We start from the raw sequence: 16,080 nt of genomic DNA on the forward strand, positions 1-16,080 counted from the left end.
CCTGCCGTCCCGGCGAGCGGGGCCGCAGCCGCCGTCCGCGTGCTGGCCGGGGTGACGCCGGGTGCTCGGCTCCGGACCGCCAACCCCGCGCTGCTCAGCCTTGGACCGACACCGCCGTGAAGGTGACGGGGATCCGCGGCCGTCCTGTGCCGTCGCCGTACGCGCCCGCCGACGACGTGTCCACACCACCACGCGCGACCTTGTCCAGAACGGTGAGCCCGGCGTCGGAGACGGTGCCGAACACCGTGTACGTCGGCGAGATCGGCGTGTCGCCGAACATCAGGAAGAACTGGCTGCCGCCGGACGTGGGCTGGCCTGTGTTGGCCAACGCGACCAGGCCGCGGCCGTAGGCCAGCTGCGGGAAGAACTCGTCCGGCACCGTGTACCCCGGCCCGCCCGTGCCGTCGCCGGCCGGGTCGCCGCACTGCAGCATCTGCAGATCGGTCGTGCCGAGCCGGTGGCAGCTGGTCCCCGTGTAGAAGCCCTCCTTGGCCAGCGTCACGAAACTCGCCACCGTGCACGGCGCGAGCGCGCGGTCCAGCGTCAGCCCGATGTCCCCGGCCGTGGTGGCCAGCGTCGCGCCGACGGTGCCACTCGCGGGCTCCGGCCCGTCGGCGGGCGGCGTCGCGGGCTTGGCAGCGGGCCCGTTCGGGTCGGCCGGGTAGCTGCAGCTCGACGGGTCGGCCAGCGGTTGCGGGCGATGCGGTTCCGCCGTGCGCGCGGTCGGGATGGAGACCGGCGGCGCGTCGCCCGCCGACGGCGCAACGGCGTCCGAAGACGGCGGAGCCGCCACGGAAGCGCCCGGCACGACCTGTCCCACGCCCGACAGCGTGCGCGTCGGGCGGAGGAACCCCGGGGCGACGAACGCGGTCACTCCGAAAGCGACCACGACCACCACCACCGCGCCGAACACCACCCACGCGCCGGTGCCACTTCGCCGTGGCGGACCGGGCTGCTGCGGCCACGTCATGGACGCCCCCTTCGTCAGGCCGCTATTCTGCCCGCCCCGGCTCGCGCGGGGGAACGGGTTACAGCTCCGGCAGCGCGGGTGTCTCCAGCCAAGCTGTGAAGAACGGCCGCAGGGAGCGAGCGGCGTAGGCCTCGGCGGACGCGACGAACTCCTCGGTGCTCACCGTGGCGTGGCGGTGTTCCGAGGTCCACGCCTTGACGAGCGCGAAGAACGCCGGGTCGCCGATCTCGCCGCGCAGGGCGTGCAGCGTGAGCGCGCCGCGTTTGTACACGCGCTCGTCGAACATCCGTCCCACACCCGGGTCGCTGATGCGCACGTCGGCCGGCCTGGTCTTCATGCGCGCGTGCCACATCCGCGCCAGCGACTCCGCCGACTGACCGCCGGATTCCTCCGACCACAGCCACTCCGCGTATGTCGCGAAGCCCTCGTTGAGCCAGATGTGGCGCCAGTCGGCGACGGTGAGGCTGTTGCCGAACCACTGGTGCGCGAGCTCGTGCACGACCAGGCGCTCGTAGGTACGCCGGCCGTCGACGTGGTTGGCGCCGAAGATGGACATCCCCTGCGCCTCGATCGGGTCGTCGAGCTCGTCGTCGGTCACGACCACCACGTACTCGCCGAACGGGTACGGCCCGAAGAGGCGCTGCAGCACGTCCATCATCCGGCCCTGGCGGCCGAAGTCGCGCCCGAACGCCTTGCGCAGCCGCGGCGGCACCGCGGCCCGCTGCGGCACGGTCGACACCACGGACTCGACGCTGCTGGCGCGCCCGAACCCGAGGCGCAGCCGGAACGCCCGCGCCTCGGGGTGCGAGAACCAGCCTGAGCCGGCCCCGGCCACGAGCTCGATGTCGTCGTAGCGCCCGACCTGCACGCTCATCAGGTACGTCGCCGTCGGCTCCGGCCGCTCGAACACCCAGGTCGCGGTGCTCGCCGACTGGTAGCGCGACACGAGGTTCCCCGTCACCGCGACCAGGTACAACGACGAGGTCGTCACCGTGACGCGGTAGGTCGCCTTGTCGGCCGGGTGGTCGTTGCACGGGAACCACGACGGAGCGCCGATCGGCTGGCTCGCGACGAGCGCGCCGTCGGTGAGTTCGTCCCACCCGATGTCGCCCCATCGGCTCGGCACCGGCCGCGGGTTGCCGACGTAGCGGACCTCGACACGGAACTCCGCGTCGGCCGCCATCGACCGGACGGGCTTCACCTGGAGCTTCAGCCCGCGCCGGACGAACTTCGCCGGCCGGCCGTCGACGAATACCCGCGAGACGCGGAACTCGCCGAGGTCGAGCGTCAGCCGCGACAGAGCCTGCGTCGCCACGCAGGTGAGCACCGCGGTACCGCTGAGCCGGTTGGGCCCGACGCGGTAGTCGAGGTCCAGGTCATAGTGGCTGACGTGGTAGCCGCCGTTGCCGTGACCGGGGAGGTACGAATCTGCGGAGGTTTCCGCGCCGGGTGCCGGCGCGGCAGCCTTCGAGGTCACGCGAGCAGAACCCCGCTTTCCGTCAGGTGGTCGTCTTCCAGCAGGATCGCGCGGATCTTGGCGCGCCGCAACGGTCCCGGGCTCACCGACGCCAGGTCGAGATCGGGTTGCCGAGCCAGCGCGTGTCGGCCGGCACCGCGTCGCCGCGCGTGACGAGCGAACCCGGGCCCACGGTGGTGCGCGCGCCGATGCTCGCGCCCGGCAGCACGATGCCGTGCGGGCCGAGCGTGGCGCCCTCGTCCAGCTCCACCCGGGACATGCTCATGATCCGGTCGTGGAACAGGTGTGTCTGCACCACGCAGCCGCGGTTGATCGTCGCGCCGTCGCCGAGGCGGACGAGGTCCGACTCCGGCAGCCAGTACGTCTCCAGCCACACGCCGCGCCCGATCTTCACGCCCATGGTCCGCAGCCAGGCGGTGAGCAGCGGCGTGCCGCCGACCGAACCGATCAGCCACGGCACCGCGAGCGTCTCGACGAAGGTGTCGGCCAGCTCGTTGCGCCACACGAAGGAGCTCCACAACGGGTGCTCGATCGCGCGGAACTTCCCGACCAGCAGCCACTTCACCACGGTGGCGGTGAGCGCGGCGACGACACCGGCGGCCAGCAGCACCGGTCCGGCCAGCAGCGCGGCGATGCCGAACCCCCAGAGCGACGCGATCGCCAGCAGCGAGAACGCGACGCCCACGGTGAGGGCGACCCCGCACATCACCGGCACGATCCGCAGCAGTTCCACGAACGCCCGCGCGGCCTTGAGGTGCAGCGCCGGGGTGTAGGTGCGGCTGGTGTCGGCGTCGCCGACCGCCCGGCGGACCGGGAGCGGCGGCATGCCGAGGTAGGACGAGCCCTTCTTGGCCTTCAGCGGCGTCGAGGACAGCACGCCCACGAGGCCGCGCTTCGGGACCGAACGGCCCGCCGCGGTCATGCCGGAGTTGCCGAGGAACGCCTGCTTGCCGATGCGCGCCGGGGCGACGTGCAGCCAGCCGTGCCCCAGCTCGTAGGTCGCGACCATCGTGTCGTCGGCGAGGAACGCGCCGCTGTCGACCTTGGTCATCTTCGGCAGCGCGAGCACGGTCGACGCCTCGACGTTGCGGCCGACCTTCGCGCCGAGCAGCCGCAGCCACACCGGCGTGAACAGGCTGGCGTACAAGGGGAACAGGCCTTCGCGGGCCATCCCCATGAGGCGCTCGGTGGCCCACACCTGCCACGCGACGCGGCCGTGGACCGGGTGGTAGCCCTCGACCATGCCGACGCCCAGCAGGCGCACGCCGAACAGCACCAGCAGCGCGTAGGTGAGGAAGTAGGCGACGGTGGCGACCGGGGTGAAGATCAGGGCCTGGGTCACGGCGGCGCCCAGCGTCGGCGCGCCCCACAGCGCGGCGCCCACCACGGCCACGCCCGGCAGCGCCGCGATGCCCGGCAGGAAGCCGAGCACGACCGACGTCATGCCGTACACGGTCGCCCAGAACCGCGACCGCGGCGGACGGCTGGCCGGCCACTTCAGCGCGTCCTTGGCGTCCTTGCCCGAGCGGACCGCGGGTGAACCCGCCCAGCGCTGCCCGGCCGGCACGGCACCACGCACGGTCGAACCAGCGGCGATCTCCGCGCCCTTGCCGATGCGGGCGCCCGGGAACAGCGTGCTGCGCGAACCGACGCGGGCCTCCGCGCCGATCCGGATCTTGCCGATGTGCACGAGGTCGCCGTCGACCCAGTGGCCGGTCAGGTCCACCTCGGGCTCCACGGCGGCGCCGCGGCCCAGCTTCAGGAAGCCGGTGACCGGCGGCGGCGAGTGCAGGTCCACGTCCTTGGCGACCCGGGCACCGAGCGCCTTGGCGTACGTCGTCATCCACGAAGCACCGGCGACGCTGTCCGCGCCGCTGAACTCCGCGAGCTTCTCGGCCGTCCACAGGCGCAGGTGCACGCTGCCGCCGCGCGGGTAGCTGCCCGGGCGCACGCCTGACAGCAGCACGCGCGCACCGCCCGCGGCGATCGCGATGCGGCCGGCAGGGCTGAACAGCACCAGCCACGCCAGCACGAGCCACGCCCAGTTCAGCGTCGGCGCCCAGGAGAACCCGAGCAGCGACAGCACGTTGGAGGCCACCGCGGCGAGCGACGCCCAGCGCAGGCCGACCAGACCCATGAGCGGGAGCATCAGCAGCGTCTGGACCACGCCCGCGCGGCGCGGCGTCGGCGCGATGTCGCGGCGTTCGGTCTCCTGGCCGCTGAGCTTGTCGAGCATCGTGGCCAGTGACCCGAGCCTCGGGTGCTGGTAGATGTCGTTGACCGACACCTCGGGGTGGCGGGTGCGGATGCGCGCGATGAGCTGCGCGGCGGTGAGGCTGCCGCCGCCGTGGGTGAAGAAGTCGGCCTTCGGGTCCGTCACGGACACACCGAGGATCTCCGACCAGCCCTCGGCCAGCCACGCCTCGGTGGCGGACAGGCCGGCGGCCCCGGCGTCCACAGTGGACAGCGGCCACGGCAGCGCGGCGCGGTCGACCTTGCCCGAGGTGCGCGTGGGCAGGTCGTCGACGACCGCGAGCAGCGGCACCAGCGCGGCCGGCAGCTGCTCGCGCAGCCGGGTGGCGGCGTCGTCCGAATCGAAGGTGGCGCCGGCGCTCGGCACGACGTACCCGACGAGGACCTGGTTGCCGGCCTTGGTGCGGCGGACCGCGGCGGCCGCGCCCTGCACGCCGGGCAGCGACTGCAGCGCGGCGTCGACCTCACCCAGCTCGATGCGGCGGCCGCCGAGCTTCACCTGCTCGTCGAGCCGGCCGAGGAACAGCAGGCCCTCGTGCTCGGCGCGGACCATGTCCCCGCTGCGGTAGGCGCGCTGCCAGCCCAGCGAGGGCAGCGGCGCGAACTTCTGGGCGTCCTTCTCCGCGTCGAGGTAGCGCGCGAGACCGACGCCGCCGATCACGAGCTCACCGGTCTCGCCCATGGCGACCGGGTCGCCCGCCTCGTTGACCACGGCCAGCTGCCAGCCCACGAGGGGCAGGCCGATGCGCACCGGCCCTTCGCCGGTCATCTGCGCGGCGCAGGCGACGACGGTGGCCTCGGTGGGGCCGTAGGTGTTCCAGACTTCGCGCCCTTCCACGGCCACGCGCTCGGCCAGCTCCGGCGGGCACGCTTCGCCGCCGAAGATGAGCAGGCGCACGTCCTCGAGGGCGTCGGCGGGCCACAGCGCGGCCAGCGTCGGCACGGTGGAGACGACGGTGATGCGCTGCGCGACCAGCCACGGGCCGAGGTCCACACCGGTGCGCACCAGCGCGCGCGGCGCGGGCACCAGGCAGGCGCCGTGGCGCCACGCGAGCCACATCTCCTCGCAGGAGGCGTCGAACGCGACGCTCAGGCCCGCGAGCACGCGGTCGCCGGGGCCGATGGGCTCCTCGGTGAGGAACAGCTCGGCCTCGGCGTCCACGAAGGCCGCGGCGGAGGCGTGCGTGACCGCGACGCCCTTGGGCTTGCCGGTGGACCCGGAGGTGAAGATGATCCACGCGTCGTCGGCCGGGCCGGGGCGGCCGTCACGGCCGCCCGAGGTGCCGGCGACGGTGATGGTGCCGTCGGTGACGATCGCGGCCACGCCGGCTTCGCCGAACACGAGCTCCGCGCGCTCTTCGGGGTCGTCCGCGTCGACCGGCACGTAGGCGGCGCCGACGGACAGGGTGGCGAGGATCGCGACGTAGAGCTCGGCCGTGCCGGACGAGACGCGGACGCCGACGCGGTCTCCGAGGCCGACGCCGTGTGCCCGCAGGCGGCGGCCGTAGGTCTCGATCTCCTCGAGCAGCCGGCGGTAGGTCAGGGTGGTGGTGCCGTCGTCGATGGCGGCGGCGTTGGGGTGCTGCTCGGCCGTCTCCGTGAGGATCTGGAGCAGCGTGCGCTCGCTGGCGCCGAGGCCGGACCAGAACAGGGCGCGGTCGGCGATCGGGGTGTCGGAGGGAGCGTGGGTCACCTCGGCGACACAGGCCAGTGCGGTGGTTGCCTCGTCGGCGGCGAGGGCGAGTTCGGTGGTGGGGGCGTGGTCGGCGGTGAGGGTCACCGGACCACCCCGTCACGCCGCGTAGTCGCGGGTTTCGAAAAAAGGCCGTAAGGGGTCGTACCGTGGGCGCGCAAGCCCATCACTCACCTTCCGCGAGCGTCATTCGGGCTGGCTCTCCGAATGAGGCGCCCGGGTGCAGCCATCCACCATACGCGGAGGTGAACGTCAGATAGCGCAAGGGTCACGGTCGAGTGTCGGACGTCACCGGTTCCGCACTTGATGACAGAGCGCGAAAACGCGCCGGGGAAGCGATCTCCCCGGCGCGTCCGAACCGCGTCCGACGAGGTCAACGGGTCTTCGCGGCTTTGCCCCCGACCTTGGGTTTCGCCTTCTTCTCGCGCACGCGGACGTTCACCCGGACGGGACTGCCCTCGAAGCCGAACCGCTCGCGGAACTTCCGTTCGATGAACCGTCGGTAACCGGCCTCGAGGAAACCGGTGGTGAAAAGGACGAGCGTCGGCGGGCGGATGCCGGCCTGCGTGGCGAAGAGCACCTTCGGCTGCTTACCGCTGCGCACCGGCGGCGGCGTGGCGGCGATGAGGTCCGACAGCCACCCGTTGAGCTGGCCGGTGGGCACGCGCTGGTCCCACGACTTCAGCGCCGTCCGCAGCGCCGGCGCGAGCTTGCGCACGGACCGGCCGGTGAGCGCGGAGATGTTCACCTTCTCCGCCCACGGCACGCGGACCAGGCCGCGGTCGAGCTCGCGCACCATCGCGTGGCGGCGGTCCTCGTCCACGAGGTCCCACTTGTTGAAGGCGAGCACGAGCGAGCGGCCCGCCTCGACGACCATCGTGAGCACCCGCAGGTCCTGTTCGGACAACGGCTCGCCGGCGTCGAGCATCACGATCGCGACCTCGGCCGCGTCGATCGCCGTCTTGGTGCGCAGGGAGGCGTAGTACTCGGCGCCGTTGGCGGAGTTCACGCGCTTGCGCAGGCCCGCCGTGTCCACGAACCGCCAGATCTCGCCGTCGAGGTCGACCAGTGAGTCGACCGGGTCGACGGTGGTGCCGGCGACCGAGTCGACCACCGAGCGCTGCTCGCCCGAGAGCTTGTTGAGCAGGCTCGACTTGCCCACGTTCGGCTTGCCGACGAGCGCGACGCGGCGCGGGCCGGTGCTCACGGTGCCGGCTTCGCGCGGCGCGGTGGGCAGGGCCTCGATGATCGCGTCGAGCAGGTCGCCCGAGCTGCGCCCGTGCAGGGCGCTGACCGGGTACGGTTCGCCGAGGCCGAGGCGCCACAGCGACGCGGTGTCGGCGAGCAGCCGGTCGTCGTCCACCTTGTTGGCGGCCAGCAGCACCGGCTTCTTCGAGCGCCGCAGCACGCGCGCCACGGCCTCGTCGGTGGTCGTGGCGCCCACGGACGCGTCGAGCACGAGCAGCACGGCGTCGGCCGTCTGCATCGCGATCTCCGCCTGCGCGGCCACGGAGGCCTGCAGGCCGGTCGCGTCGGGCTCCCAGCCGCCGGTGTCGACGAGCGTGAACCGCCGGCCGCCCCAGTAGGCGTCGTAGGCGACGCGGTCGCGCGTCACGCCCGGCACGTCCTGCACCACGGCCTCGCGCCGGCCGAGGATGCGGTTGACCAGCGTGGACTTGCCCACGTTGGGCCTGCCCACCACGGCCAGCACCGGCTGCGCGAGGTTCGCCTGCTCGGCGGCGCCCTCCGCCTCGATCTGCGCGTCGAGCGCGGCGAACTCGGTCTCGTCGGACCAGGTGCCGTCGATCTCTCCGGCACCTTCGAACCCGGCGTCAGCGGCGCCGTCAAACCCTGTCATCGTGTTCCCACTTCACCTACGGCGAGCCGATTCGGTTCTCGGCGCGCCAATCGTCCAAAGTCTTCACGAGCCCCGCGAGCTGCAGGCGCAGCTCCTCGGTGCCCTCTTCCAGGCCGGTCCGGCCCGGGCCCACCTTCGGCAGGAACGGCTCCCCCACGAGGATGTCCACGCGCGGGCGCCAGCGCCGCTTCCCGTCCACGGGCTTCAGCGTGCCCCGCGTCGCGACCGGCAGCACGGTCGCCCCGGCGGCGCGGACCAGCCACGCCGCACCCTTCTCGGCCACGCCGACGTCGCCGGCGCCCCGGGTGCCCTCGGGGAAGATGCCGACGACCCCGCCGGCCTTCAGCACGCCGACCGCCGTCATCAGCGGTGTGCGGTCGATCTCGCCCCGCTTGACCGGGATCTGGCCGATCGCCCGCAGGAACCACCCCGCCGCACCCTTGAACATCTCGGCCTTGACCAGGAACGCCGAACGCCGCGGCAGCATTCCGAAAATCAGCTGCGGCTCGATCATGGAGCTGTGGTTGGCGATCACCACGACCGGGCCGGCGTCGGGCATCCGGTCGCGCCCGTGCACGCGGATCCGGAAGACCGATCGCAGATGGTACCGCCCGAAGACACGACCGGCGTCGTGCAGGAGGCCGATCGCACCCTCGGGGAGAGCGCCACCGGTCATGCCCGCGCCTCGACCTCGGCTTCGGCGGGGCAGTCGTCGAGCAGGCCGCGGCGGCAGGCCAGCTCGGCGAGCGCCACGATCACCTGGTCGATGGACAGCTCCGAGGTATCGACCGGCACGGCGTCCTCGGCCGCGCGCAGCGGCGACGTCGCCCGCGTGGAGTCGAGGCGGTCCCGGCGTTCGACGGACTCGCGCGCCGCCTCGACGCTCGTGTCGCGCCCGGCGGCGCTGTCCTGCCCGCTGCGGCGCGCGGCGCGGACGTCGGCCGACGCAGTGAGGTAGACCTTGAGCGGCGACTCGGGCGCCACGACCGTGCCGATGTCGCGGCCTTCCACGACGATGCCGCCGGTGTCGGCGAGCACGTCGGCGATGATCCGGCGCTGCCGCGACACGAGCAGCTCGCGCACCTGCGGCACCGCGGAGACGGCCGACACGGCCTGCGTGACCTCGGGCCCGCGGATGTCGGCGGCCACGTCCTCGTCGCCGAGGCGGACCTCGGGACGCTCGGGGCTGGTGCCGATGCTGAAGTGCACGTCGTGGGCGAGGTGGCCGACGGCGTCGGTGTCGGCCGGGTCGGTGCCCGCGCGCAGCACGGCGAGCGTCACGAGCCGGTACATCGCGCCCGTGTCGAGGTAGCCCGCACCGAGCCGGTCGGCGAGCTTGCGCGCGACCGTGGTCTTGCCGGTTCCCGACGGGCCGTCCAGCGCGACCACACCACGTAGGGCTCCCGTCACCGAAACTCTCCTCGCGTTCGTCCTGCTCTGCGTGATCGGCGTTCATTCTGCCCGCCGCCCGGCACGGCCGGTGAGGCGGCTCTGCCGCGCTGTTCGTGCGGGGCCGGCAGTGGGTCCGGCAACGGTTCCGGCGGTGCGCCCGGCGGGCGGCTCAGCCACCGAAGCGCGACACCAGCACGGCCAGCCGCTCTTCGCGGTGACCCGGGCTCAGCCGGCGCCCGCGGCCGACGGTGACCAGGCCGTGCAGGGCTCCCCAGAGCACCTCGGTCAGCGTTCCCCGGTGCTGATCCCCCACCACCGGTTCGATCACCGCGAGCAGCTTCGCGAGGGCGTCCGTTCCCGGTCCGCTCGATCGCGCTCCTTGCGCAGTCGCTGGTTCATGAGCAGAGACTCTAGCGCTGCTAGACAAACTAGCGTCCACAAGTTAGCGTTGTAAGTGTTCCTAGCACCGCTAGATTCACCGGAGGGCCCTGTGATCGTCACCGCCTACGTCATCGCCGGAATCGTCGCGATCGGCATCATCTACGTGGGACTGAGTTACCTGCTGGCTCCGGAGAAGACCGCCGCCGGCTTCGGCCTCGCCACGATCCCGACCGGCACGACGGCGTTCTTCCACATCAAGGGCGTGCGCGACATCGCGTCCGGGCTGGTGGTGGGCGCGGCGATGCTCGCGGGCGGCCCGCACGTCCTCGGCTGGATCCTGCTCGCCGAGGCGTTCATCCCCGTGGGCGACATGCTGATCATCCTGCGCCACAAGGGAAGCCGGGCGATCGCGTTCTCCGTCCACGGCGCGACGGCGGCCGTGATGGTCGTGGCGACGCTCCTGCTCGAGCTCTCCTGACCGGCGGCACCGGGGGGCTGCGCCACCGCACGTGGCGCGGCCGGTCAGCCGGTGCGGTTCAGCCAGCCGCTGATGCGGTCGTTGAGCTCCTTCGGCCGCTCGACGAGCATGAAGTGGCCGACACCCTCGATCAGCTCCGACTCGGAGCCGGGCCCGCCGAACTCCTTCACCCGCTCGACCTGGGCCGCGGTCATCCCGTGGCAGCCGTCGGTGGTGCCGTGCAGGTAGAGCAGCGGCTGGGGCGCGCTGCCACCCCACGCGGCGGCCTGCTCGGCCACCCACTCGGGCGTGCCGAAGCGCGTCGGGTCGAACTGGCCCCAGTAGTAACCCAGCGCGGCGTGCAGGTGGTCGGGATCGGCGAGCGCGGCACGCAGGTAACCCAGGTCCTCGTCGGCCGAGTAGCCGGGAGACCAGTCGCCCCAGATGTCGCGGATGAAGGCGAAGTCGTCCTGGCGGATCCGGTCCTCGATCACCCGCTGCATCTGGAAGTACCAGAAGTAGAAGCTGCGCTTGATCTGCGCGTAGGTGCCCAGGTTCTCGCCGAAGATCTCGAAGGGCGGGATGTTGAGGATCACCGCGCGCCCCCACAGCTCGGGAGCCCGCCCGAGCGCGCCCCACGCCCCGACCGCGCCCCAGTCGTGCGCCACCAGCAGCGCGTCCGGTCCGCCGCCGAGCGCCCGCGTGAGCGCGATCTGGTCGGCGACCATCACGCTGGAGTGCACGAAGTGGCGCAGCGGCGGCAGTTCCGTCGGCGCGAACCCGCGCACGAACGGCGCGACCGCGTGGAACCCGGCCGCGGCGAGCGCGGGCAGCAGGTGCCGGTAGGTGAACGGCGTGTCCGGGAACCCGTGCATGCACAACGCGAGCGGGCCCTCGCCTGCCTCGAGGTACTCGAACGTGATCCCGTTGGCGGTGACGCGGTCCCGTGCGAACTCGGCCATCGTGGCCTCCTCCCACCACGGGGAACCCTAGGCGAGCACGACCGTGGTGCTCCAGACCTCCTGCGGGGCAGGAATTTCACCGGGTCGCCGCGGTCGGCGACGCGCGCGGTGGTCGTGACCACTCGGCTGCCGGAGCTCGCCTGAGCCTCGCGAATCGGACAATGGGTTACCGTGGCCGGTGTGAACGTGGAAGTGACCCCTCTGCCCGGAATCGGTGTCCGGAAGGACTTCGCCACGCGTGCGGGACGGCGCATCGGTGTCGTGACCCAGCGGGACGGCAAGATCGAGCTCATCGTGTCCAAAGCCGACGACCTCGACGCCTGCCTCGCCTCGCTGCCGCTCACCGCGGACGAGGCCGGCGCGCTGGCCAACCTGCTCGGCGCGCCGCAGCTCGTGGCACAGCTGACCGAAGAGCACCGCGAGCTGCCCGGCATCCACACGCGCCAGCTGCCGATCACCGAGGACGGGCCGTTCGACGGCCGCACGCTCGGCGACACGGCGATGCGCACCCGCACCAGCGTGTCGGTGGTCGCGGTGGCGCGCGCGGGCCAGGTCCACCCGTCGCCGACGCCCGACTTCACCTTCACCGCGGGCGACCTGCTCGTCGCGGTCGGGACGTCCGAAGGTCTGGACGCCGCCGCCAAGATCCTCAAGCAAGGCTGATGGACCACACCGCGCTGTCCCTGATCGAACTCGGCGGGGTCTTCTTCGTGCTCGGTGTGCTGGGCAGGCTCGCCGGCCGGATCGGGCTCTCCCCCATCCCGCTGTATCTGCTCGGCGGCCTGTGCTTCGGCTCCGGCGGCCTGATCCCGCTCACCGACATCGGCGACTTCACGCACCTGGCCAGCGAGATCGGCGTGGTGCTGCTGCTCCTGCTACTGGGGCTGGAGTACTCGGCGGCGGAGCTGTTCACGGGCCTGCGCCGCTCGTGGACGGCGGGCGTGCTCGACATCGTGCTCAACGGGCTGCCCGGCGCGGCCGTGGCGCTGCTGCTGGGCTGGGGCCCGATCGGCGCGTTCGTGATGGCGGGTGTCACCTACATTTCGTCGTCCGGGATCGTCGCGAAGGTTCTCGGCGACCTCGGCCGCCTCGGTAACCGCGAAACGCCGGTGGTGCTGTCGATCCTGGTGTTCGAGGACCTCGTGATGGCCCTGTACCTGCCGATCCTCACGGCGATCCTCGGCGGCGTCAGCTTCCTCGGCGGCCTCGAAGCGGTCGGCATCTCGCTCATGGTGATCACCGTGGTGCTGGTGATCGCGCTGAAGTTCGGCCGCTACGTCTCCGCGATCGTGGACAGCGACGACCGCGAGGTGTTCCTGCTCAAGATCCTCGGCGCCGCGCTGCTCGTGGCGGGCCTCGCGTCGGCGATGCAGGTCTCGGCCGCCGTCGGCGCGTTCCTGCTCGGCATCGCCGTCTCCGGCTCGACGGCCCACAACGCCACGCGCCTGCTCGAACCCCTGCGTGACCTGTTCGCGGCGGTGTTCTTCGTGGTGTTCGGCCTCAACACCGACCCGGCGTCGATCCCGCCGGTGCTCGGCTGGGCCGTTGTGCTGGCCGTGGTGACCACGCTCACGAAGGTCGCCACCGGCTGGTGGGCCGCGCGAAGACAGGGCATCGGCCGCCTGGGCCGCGCCCGCGCCGGCGCGGCACTGGTGGCGCGCGGCGAATTCTCCATCGTCATCGCCGGCCTGGCCGTCACCGCGGGCGCGGTCGACGGCGAACTCGCCGCACTGGCCACGGCCTACGTGCTCCTCATGGCCATCCTCGGCCCCACCGCGGCCCGCATCGTCGAGCCGATCGCCAAGGCTGTGCAACGGAAACCCCGGACCCAGCACAGCGAAGCACCCGCGTGAGCCGCGCTCAGCACCTATGACGCCTTACGGCGTCTGTGTCGTACGCAGGCTCTCGGTCAGCGCGTGCAGGGACTTGGTGCGGGGCAGTGCGTAGATCTCTTCCCTGACCCGCTCGGCCCCGGCGGCACCGTAGACGCGGCTCAGAAGGCTCGTTGCCTTGGCCAGCCGCTCCTCATCGGTCACAGGGACTTCGGGCGTACCACGCGGGTGGATGACCGTGCGGGAGACGACACGGCCGTTGCCGAGCTCGACGCGCACTGTGCCGGCCCGACCGGTGGGCTTGTGCACGTCGAGCTCGGGGTCGTGCGAGACGCTGATCCGGTCCATCAGTGGCCGGAGGGTGCCGAGGTCCAGCAAACCTTCGTCATCGAGCGCGCCGAACCGGATGGCCGCGGCCACCGTCGCCCGAGCGCTGAACCGGGCATCCAGGTCGTTCTTCGGCTCGGCGCAGTCGATCGCCATCCCCTCGTCGAAGATCCGCACGTCGACCCGGCGTACGTCGTCCTCGCCGAAGCGCTCCTCCGCCAGCAGGGCGGACACCGCGTCGTTCACGCCGTGCAAGTGCGCACACGAGGGGTGGAGTTTAAAGTAGCCGTTCACGATCTCATAGCTCGCCCAGGTCCCGTCCGCGACACCGTCGAGCATCGCCTCGGCGTGGAAGTCCTCGGCCAGGAACGGCCCGTAGAACGAGCTCAAGGCCCCGCGCCGCGCCGTGAGACCGGCCGCGGCTCCGCGGGCCACGTTGAGCGCTGTCGTGCAGGCCGTCGCGGGGTAGAGATGGTGGAGCGTGGCGCCGGACGTGGTGGTCCAGCGGTCGAAATGGAGACCGAGCGAGGCGGCGCCGTCGATGCCGGCCGCGACCGCTCGGTCATCGGCCCCGCTCACCAGCGAGGTCGCCGCTCCGGCGGCGCCGACGGTCACCCAGTTGCCGATGTCGTGGAGGTGGCCGGGCACGCCCCCGATGCCGAGCCCGATGCGAGCCGCCAGCTCGTAACCACCGACGAACGCGTTGAGGAACTCCCGAGCTCCCACCTGTCGCTCCTCGCCGAGACCCAGCAGGACGGCGGCGACCTGGATGGCGGGGTGCCCCTTCATCCTCGAGTAGCCGTCCTGCCGCTGGAGCACCGAGATCGTGGCACCGTTCAGCAGCACGGCGTCCTGGACGCCTGCGCCACGGCTCTCCCCGAACACGGTGCTCGGTCCCGCGGCCGGCGCGACGGAGCCGCGCAGCGCCCGCATGTCCGGATGGGCGGAGCCGGCGGCCATGACGGCGACCGAGTCGAGCAGGAGGTCGAGCGCACTGACCTGCGCGGCCGCCGGAACGGTGTCCCAGCTCGTGGTGGCCACCGCCCGAGCCAGCTGTCCGACGACGTCCGCAGACGCCTCGGTCGGCCCGCCGTTCGTCGAACCGTCACTCACCATCGGAGTCCGTCCCTCCTGTCGGCCGGAGCAGGCGGGCGAGGCCGCCGAGGTTCGAGTGGGCCGGGAGCGCACCCAGCCACTCTCGCAGCGGGTGCACGAGTTCGGCCGACCTGCCGTGGGTCACCAGCTGGTCGAACTTCTCGTCGATGACCGCCTCTGGATAGGGGTTGTCGAAGCCGCCCGGGGCACGATCCTCCACTTCGGACAGACGTCGCCCGTCGGTGGTGAGCACTTCCACGCGTGCGGTGCGGACGGCCGGCTGCACCCGGGTGTAGTCCGGGTCCTCGACGACCCGGATCCGTGAGGCCAGGGCGCGAACCTCGTCATCCGCCACGACGTCTCCCCGGTAGGCCTCCAGCCCGTTGTGGCCGAGCACGGCCTGCACGGCCACGTTGTAGGGAATGGAGTGCTTGCCGGCGAACCCGTTCGCCGGGGCCGTCTCGTCGAGGCGCGTCGCGGGGGCGTAAGTGAACACGGTGACCTGCTCGATGTCGGCGCTCGTCACGCCGGTGCGGGCCACGAGCTTGCCCATGGCCTCGATGGGAGCGTGGTTCCAGCGGCTGCAGGCATGCAGCTTGAAGTAGTTCTCCAGGATCAGCCACCGCTGTCCGAGACCATCGCCGAGCACGGAGGGCTCGAAGTGCTCGCCGAGTACCTGGCCGTAGACGGTTTCCAAGGCCTGCGTCTCACCGGTGACGCCGCCGCGGGCGGCGTGCGCGCCCAGCACACCCGCGGCCGACGACACGCCGGTCAGCAGATTGCGCACGGTGGCTCCCATGTTGGCCGCCCGCTGCGTCGAAGCGGGGGTCATCGCCGCCGCCACGCGAACGGTCTCGATGATCTCGGCGACCGAGAACCCCCGCAGCCGGGCGACGCCGGCGGCGGCTCCGACGACCATGGCGGTGCCGAAGGGGTGGACCGGGGCTCGGAGCGTCAGCGCAAGCCCGGCCCGCACAGCCGTCTCGTAGGCAGCGACGAAGGCCACCAGGAACTCCCGGCCGCTGCTGCCCAGCTCCTCGGCGGTGGCGAGGACCGCGGGCAGCACATGCGCCGAGGGGTGGTTCGTCGCCCACTGGTTGCCTTCGTCGAGCTCGTAGGTGACGAACGCCTGGCCGTTGAGCAGCGCGGCCGCATAGGACGTCGTGCCCTCCCCGGTCGCCAGCACCGTTGCGGCGCCAGGGCCTCCGATGGCCAGCGCTGCCTGCGCCGCACCGGCCACCTCTTTCTCGGCGCCGGCGCCGAGGCCTGCTGCGACGGTGTCCGAGACGATGCGGACGGCCTGCTCGACGACTTCCTCCGGAAGGTCCTCGTAGCGGAGCCCGCCGACCCACTCGGCCGCTCTCTCCAGTGTCATCGCAACAT

The 16,080-nt window shown here is 72.2% G+C and carries 13 protein-coding genes; 3 read left to right on the forward strand and 10 right to left on the reverse strand.

Annotated elements, in window-relative coordinates; translation table 11 throughout:
* Positions 1-94: 94 nt before the first annotated feature.
* The 7 genes from AB0H62_RS18410 to AB0H62_RS18440 form a co-directional block, all read right to left on the reverse strand.
* Positions 95-970, reverse strand: coding sequence for a peptidylprolyl isomerase (locus AB0H62_RS18410; protein WP_360587050.1), 876 nt, complete (start codon positions 968-970; stop codon positions 95-97).
* A 58-nt stretch (positions 971-1,028) separates the two neighbouring features.
* On the reverse strand, positions 1,029-2,447 hold the full coding sequence (locus AB0H62_RS18415; RefSeq protein ID WP_360587052.1) for a M1 family metallopeptidase: 1,419 nt from the start codon (positions 2,445-2,447) through the stop codon (positions 1,029-1,031).
* An 82-nt stretch (positions 2,448-2,529) separates the two neighbouring features.
* Entirely contained in the window at positions 2,530-6,411 is a 3,882-nt protein-coding gene (locus tag AB0H62_RS18420; RefSeq protein ID WP_360587091.1) for a Pls/PosA family non-ribosomal peptide synthetase, read from the reverse strand.
* Between the two features lie 355 nt (positions 6,412-6,766).
* Positions 6,767-8,251, reverse strand: coding sequence for a ribosome biogenesis GTPase Der (gene der, locus AB0H62_RS18425; protein WP_220241894.1), 1,485 nt, complete (start codon positions 8,249-8,251; stop codon positions 6,767-6,769).
* A gap of 16 nt (positions 8,252-8,267) precedes the next feature.
* Entirely contained in the window at positions 8,268-8,927 is a 660-nt protein-coding gene (locus AB0H62_RS18430) for a lysophospholipid acyltransferase family protein (RefSeq protein ID WP_360587054.1), read from the reverse strand.
* The gene (gene cmk / locus AB0H62_RS18435; protein WP_354868412.1) at positions 8,924-9,640 is read right to left on the reverse strand and encodes a (d)CMP kinase; all 717 of its coding nucleotides are present in this window, start codon (positions 9,638-9,640) and stop codon (positions 8,924-8,926) included. Before cmk ends, AB0H62_RS18430 begins: the two co-directional genes overlap by 4 nt.
* Before the next feature lie 172 nt (positions 9,641-9,812).
* The gene (locus AB0H62_RS18440; protein WP_360587055.1) at positions 9,813-9,971 is read right to left on the reverse strand and encodes a hypothetical protein; all 159 of its coding nucleotides are present in this window, start codon (positions 9,969-9,971) and stop codon (positions 9,813-9,815) included.
* Positions 9,972-10,133: 162 nt separating this feature from the next.
* Between AB0H62_RS18440 and AB0H62_RS18445 the strand changes: the two genes are divergently transcribed.
* Entirely contained in the window at positions 10,134-10,502 is a 369-nt protein-coding gene (locus AB0H62_RS18445) for a DUF4267 domain-containing protein (protein ID WP_220241896.1), read from the forward strand.
* Between the two features lie 44 nt (positions 10,503-10,546).
* Here the strand turns inward: AB0H62_RS18445 and AB0H62_RS18450 are convergent, their stop codons facing one another.
* Positions 10,547-11,443 carry an alpha/beta hydrolase gene (locus tag AB0H62_RS18450; protein WP_220241897.1) on the reverse strand — a complete coding sequence of 299 codons (897 nt, stop codon included), beginning with the start codon at positions 11,441-11,443 and terminating at the stop codon, positions 10,547-10,549.
* A 180-nt stretch (positions 11,444-11,623) separates the two neighbouring features.
* Between AB0H62_RS18450 and AB0H62_RS18455 the strand changes: the two genes are divergently transcribed.
* Together AB0H62_RS18455 and AB0H62_RS18460 are read left to right on the forward strand one after the other, a co-directional pair.
* Complete coding sequence (locus AB0H62_RS18455) at positions 11,624-12,106, forward strand: cation:proton antiporter regulatory subunit (protein WP_220241898.1); 483 nt, start codon at positions 11,624-11,626, stop codon at positions 12,104-12,106.
* Complete coding sequence (locus AB0H62_RS18460; RefSeq protein WP_360587058.1) at positions 12,106-13,296, forward strand: cation:proton antiporter; 1,191 nt, start codon at positions 12,106-12,108, stop codon at positions 13,294-13,296. Before AB0H62_RS18455 ends, AB0H62_RS18460 begins: the two co-directional genes overlap by 1 nt.
* Before the next feature lie 24 nt (positions 13,297-13,320).
* Here the strand turns inward: AB0H62_RS18460 and AB0H62_RS18465 are convergent, their stop codons facing one another.
* Both AB0H62_RS18465 and AB0H62_RS18470 read right to left on the reverse strand, forming a co-directional pair.
* Positions 13,321-14,718 carry an MmgE/PrpD family protein gene (locus tag AB0H62_RS18465; RefSeq protein ID WP_360587060.1) on the reverse strand — a complete coding sequence of 466 codons (1,398 nt, stop codon included), beginning with the start codon at positions 14,716-14,718 and terminating at the stop codon, positions 13,321-13,323.
* A complete protein-coding gene (locus AB0H62_RS18470; RefSeq protein WP_220241901.1) occupies positions 14,708-16,072 on the reverse strand; it encodes an MmgE/PrpD family protein in 1,365 nt (454 codons plus the stop codon). The genes AB0H62_RS18465 and AB0H62_RS18470 overlap by 11 nt, the downstream gene beginning before the upstream one ends.
* Positions 16,073-16,080 lie beyond the last annotated feature (8 nt).

Origin of the sequence: Amycolatopsis sp. NPDC050768, assembly GCF_040654155.1 — a bacterium.
GTDB lineage: Bacteria > Actinomycetota > Actinomycetes > Mycobacteriales > Pseudonocardiaceae > Amycolatopsis.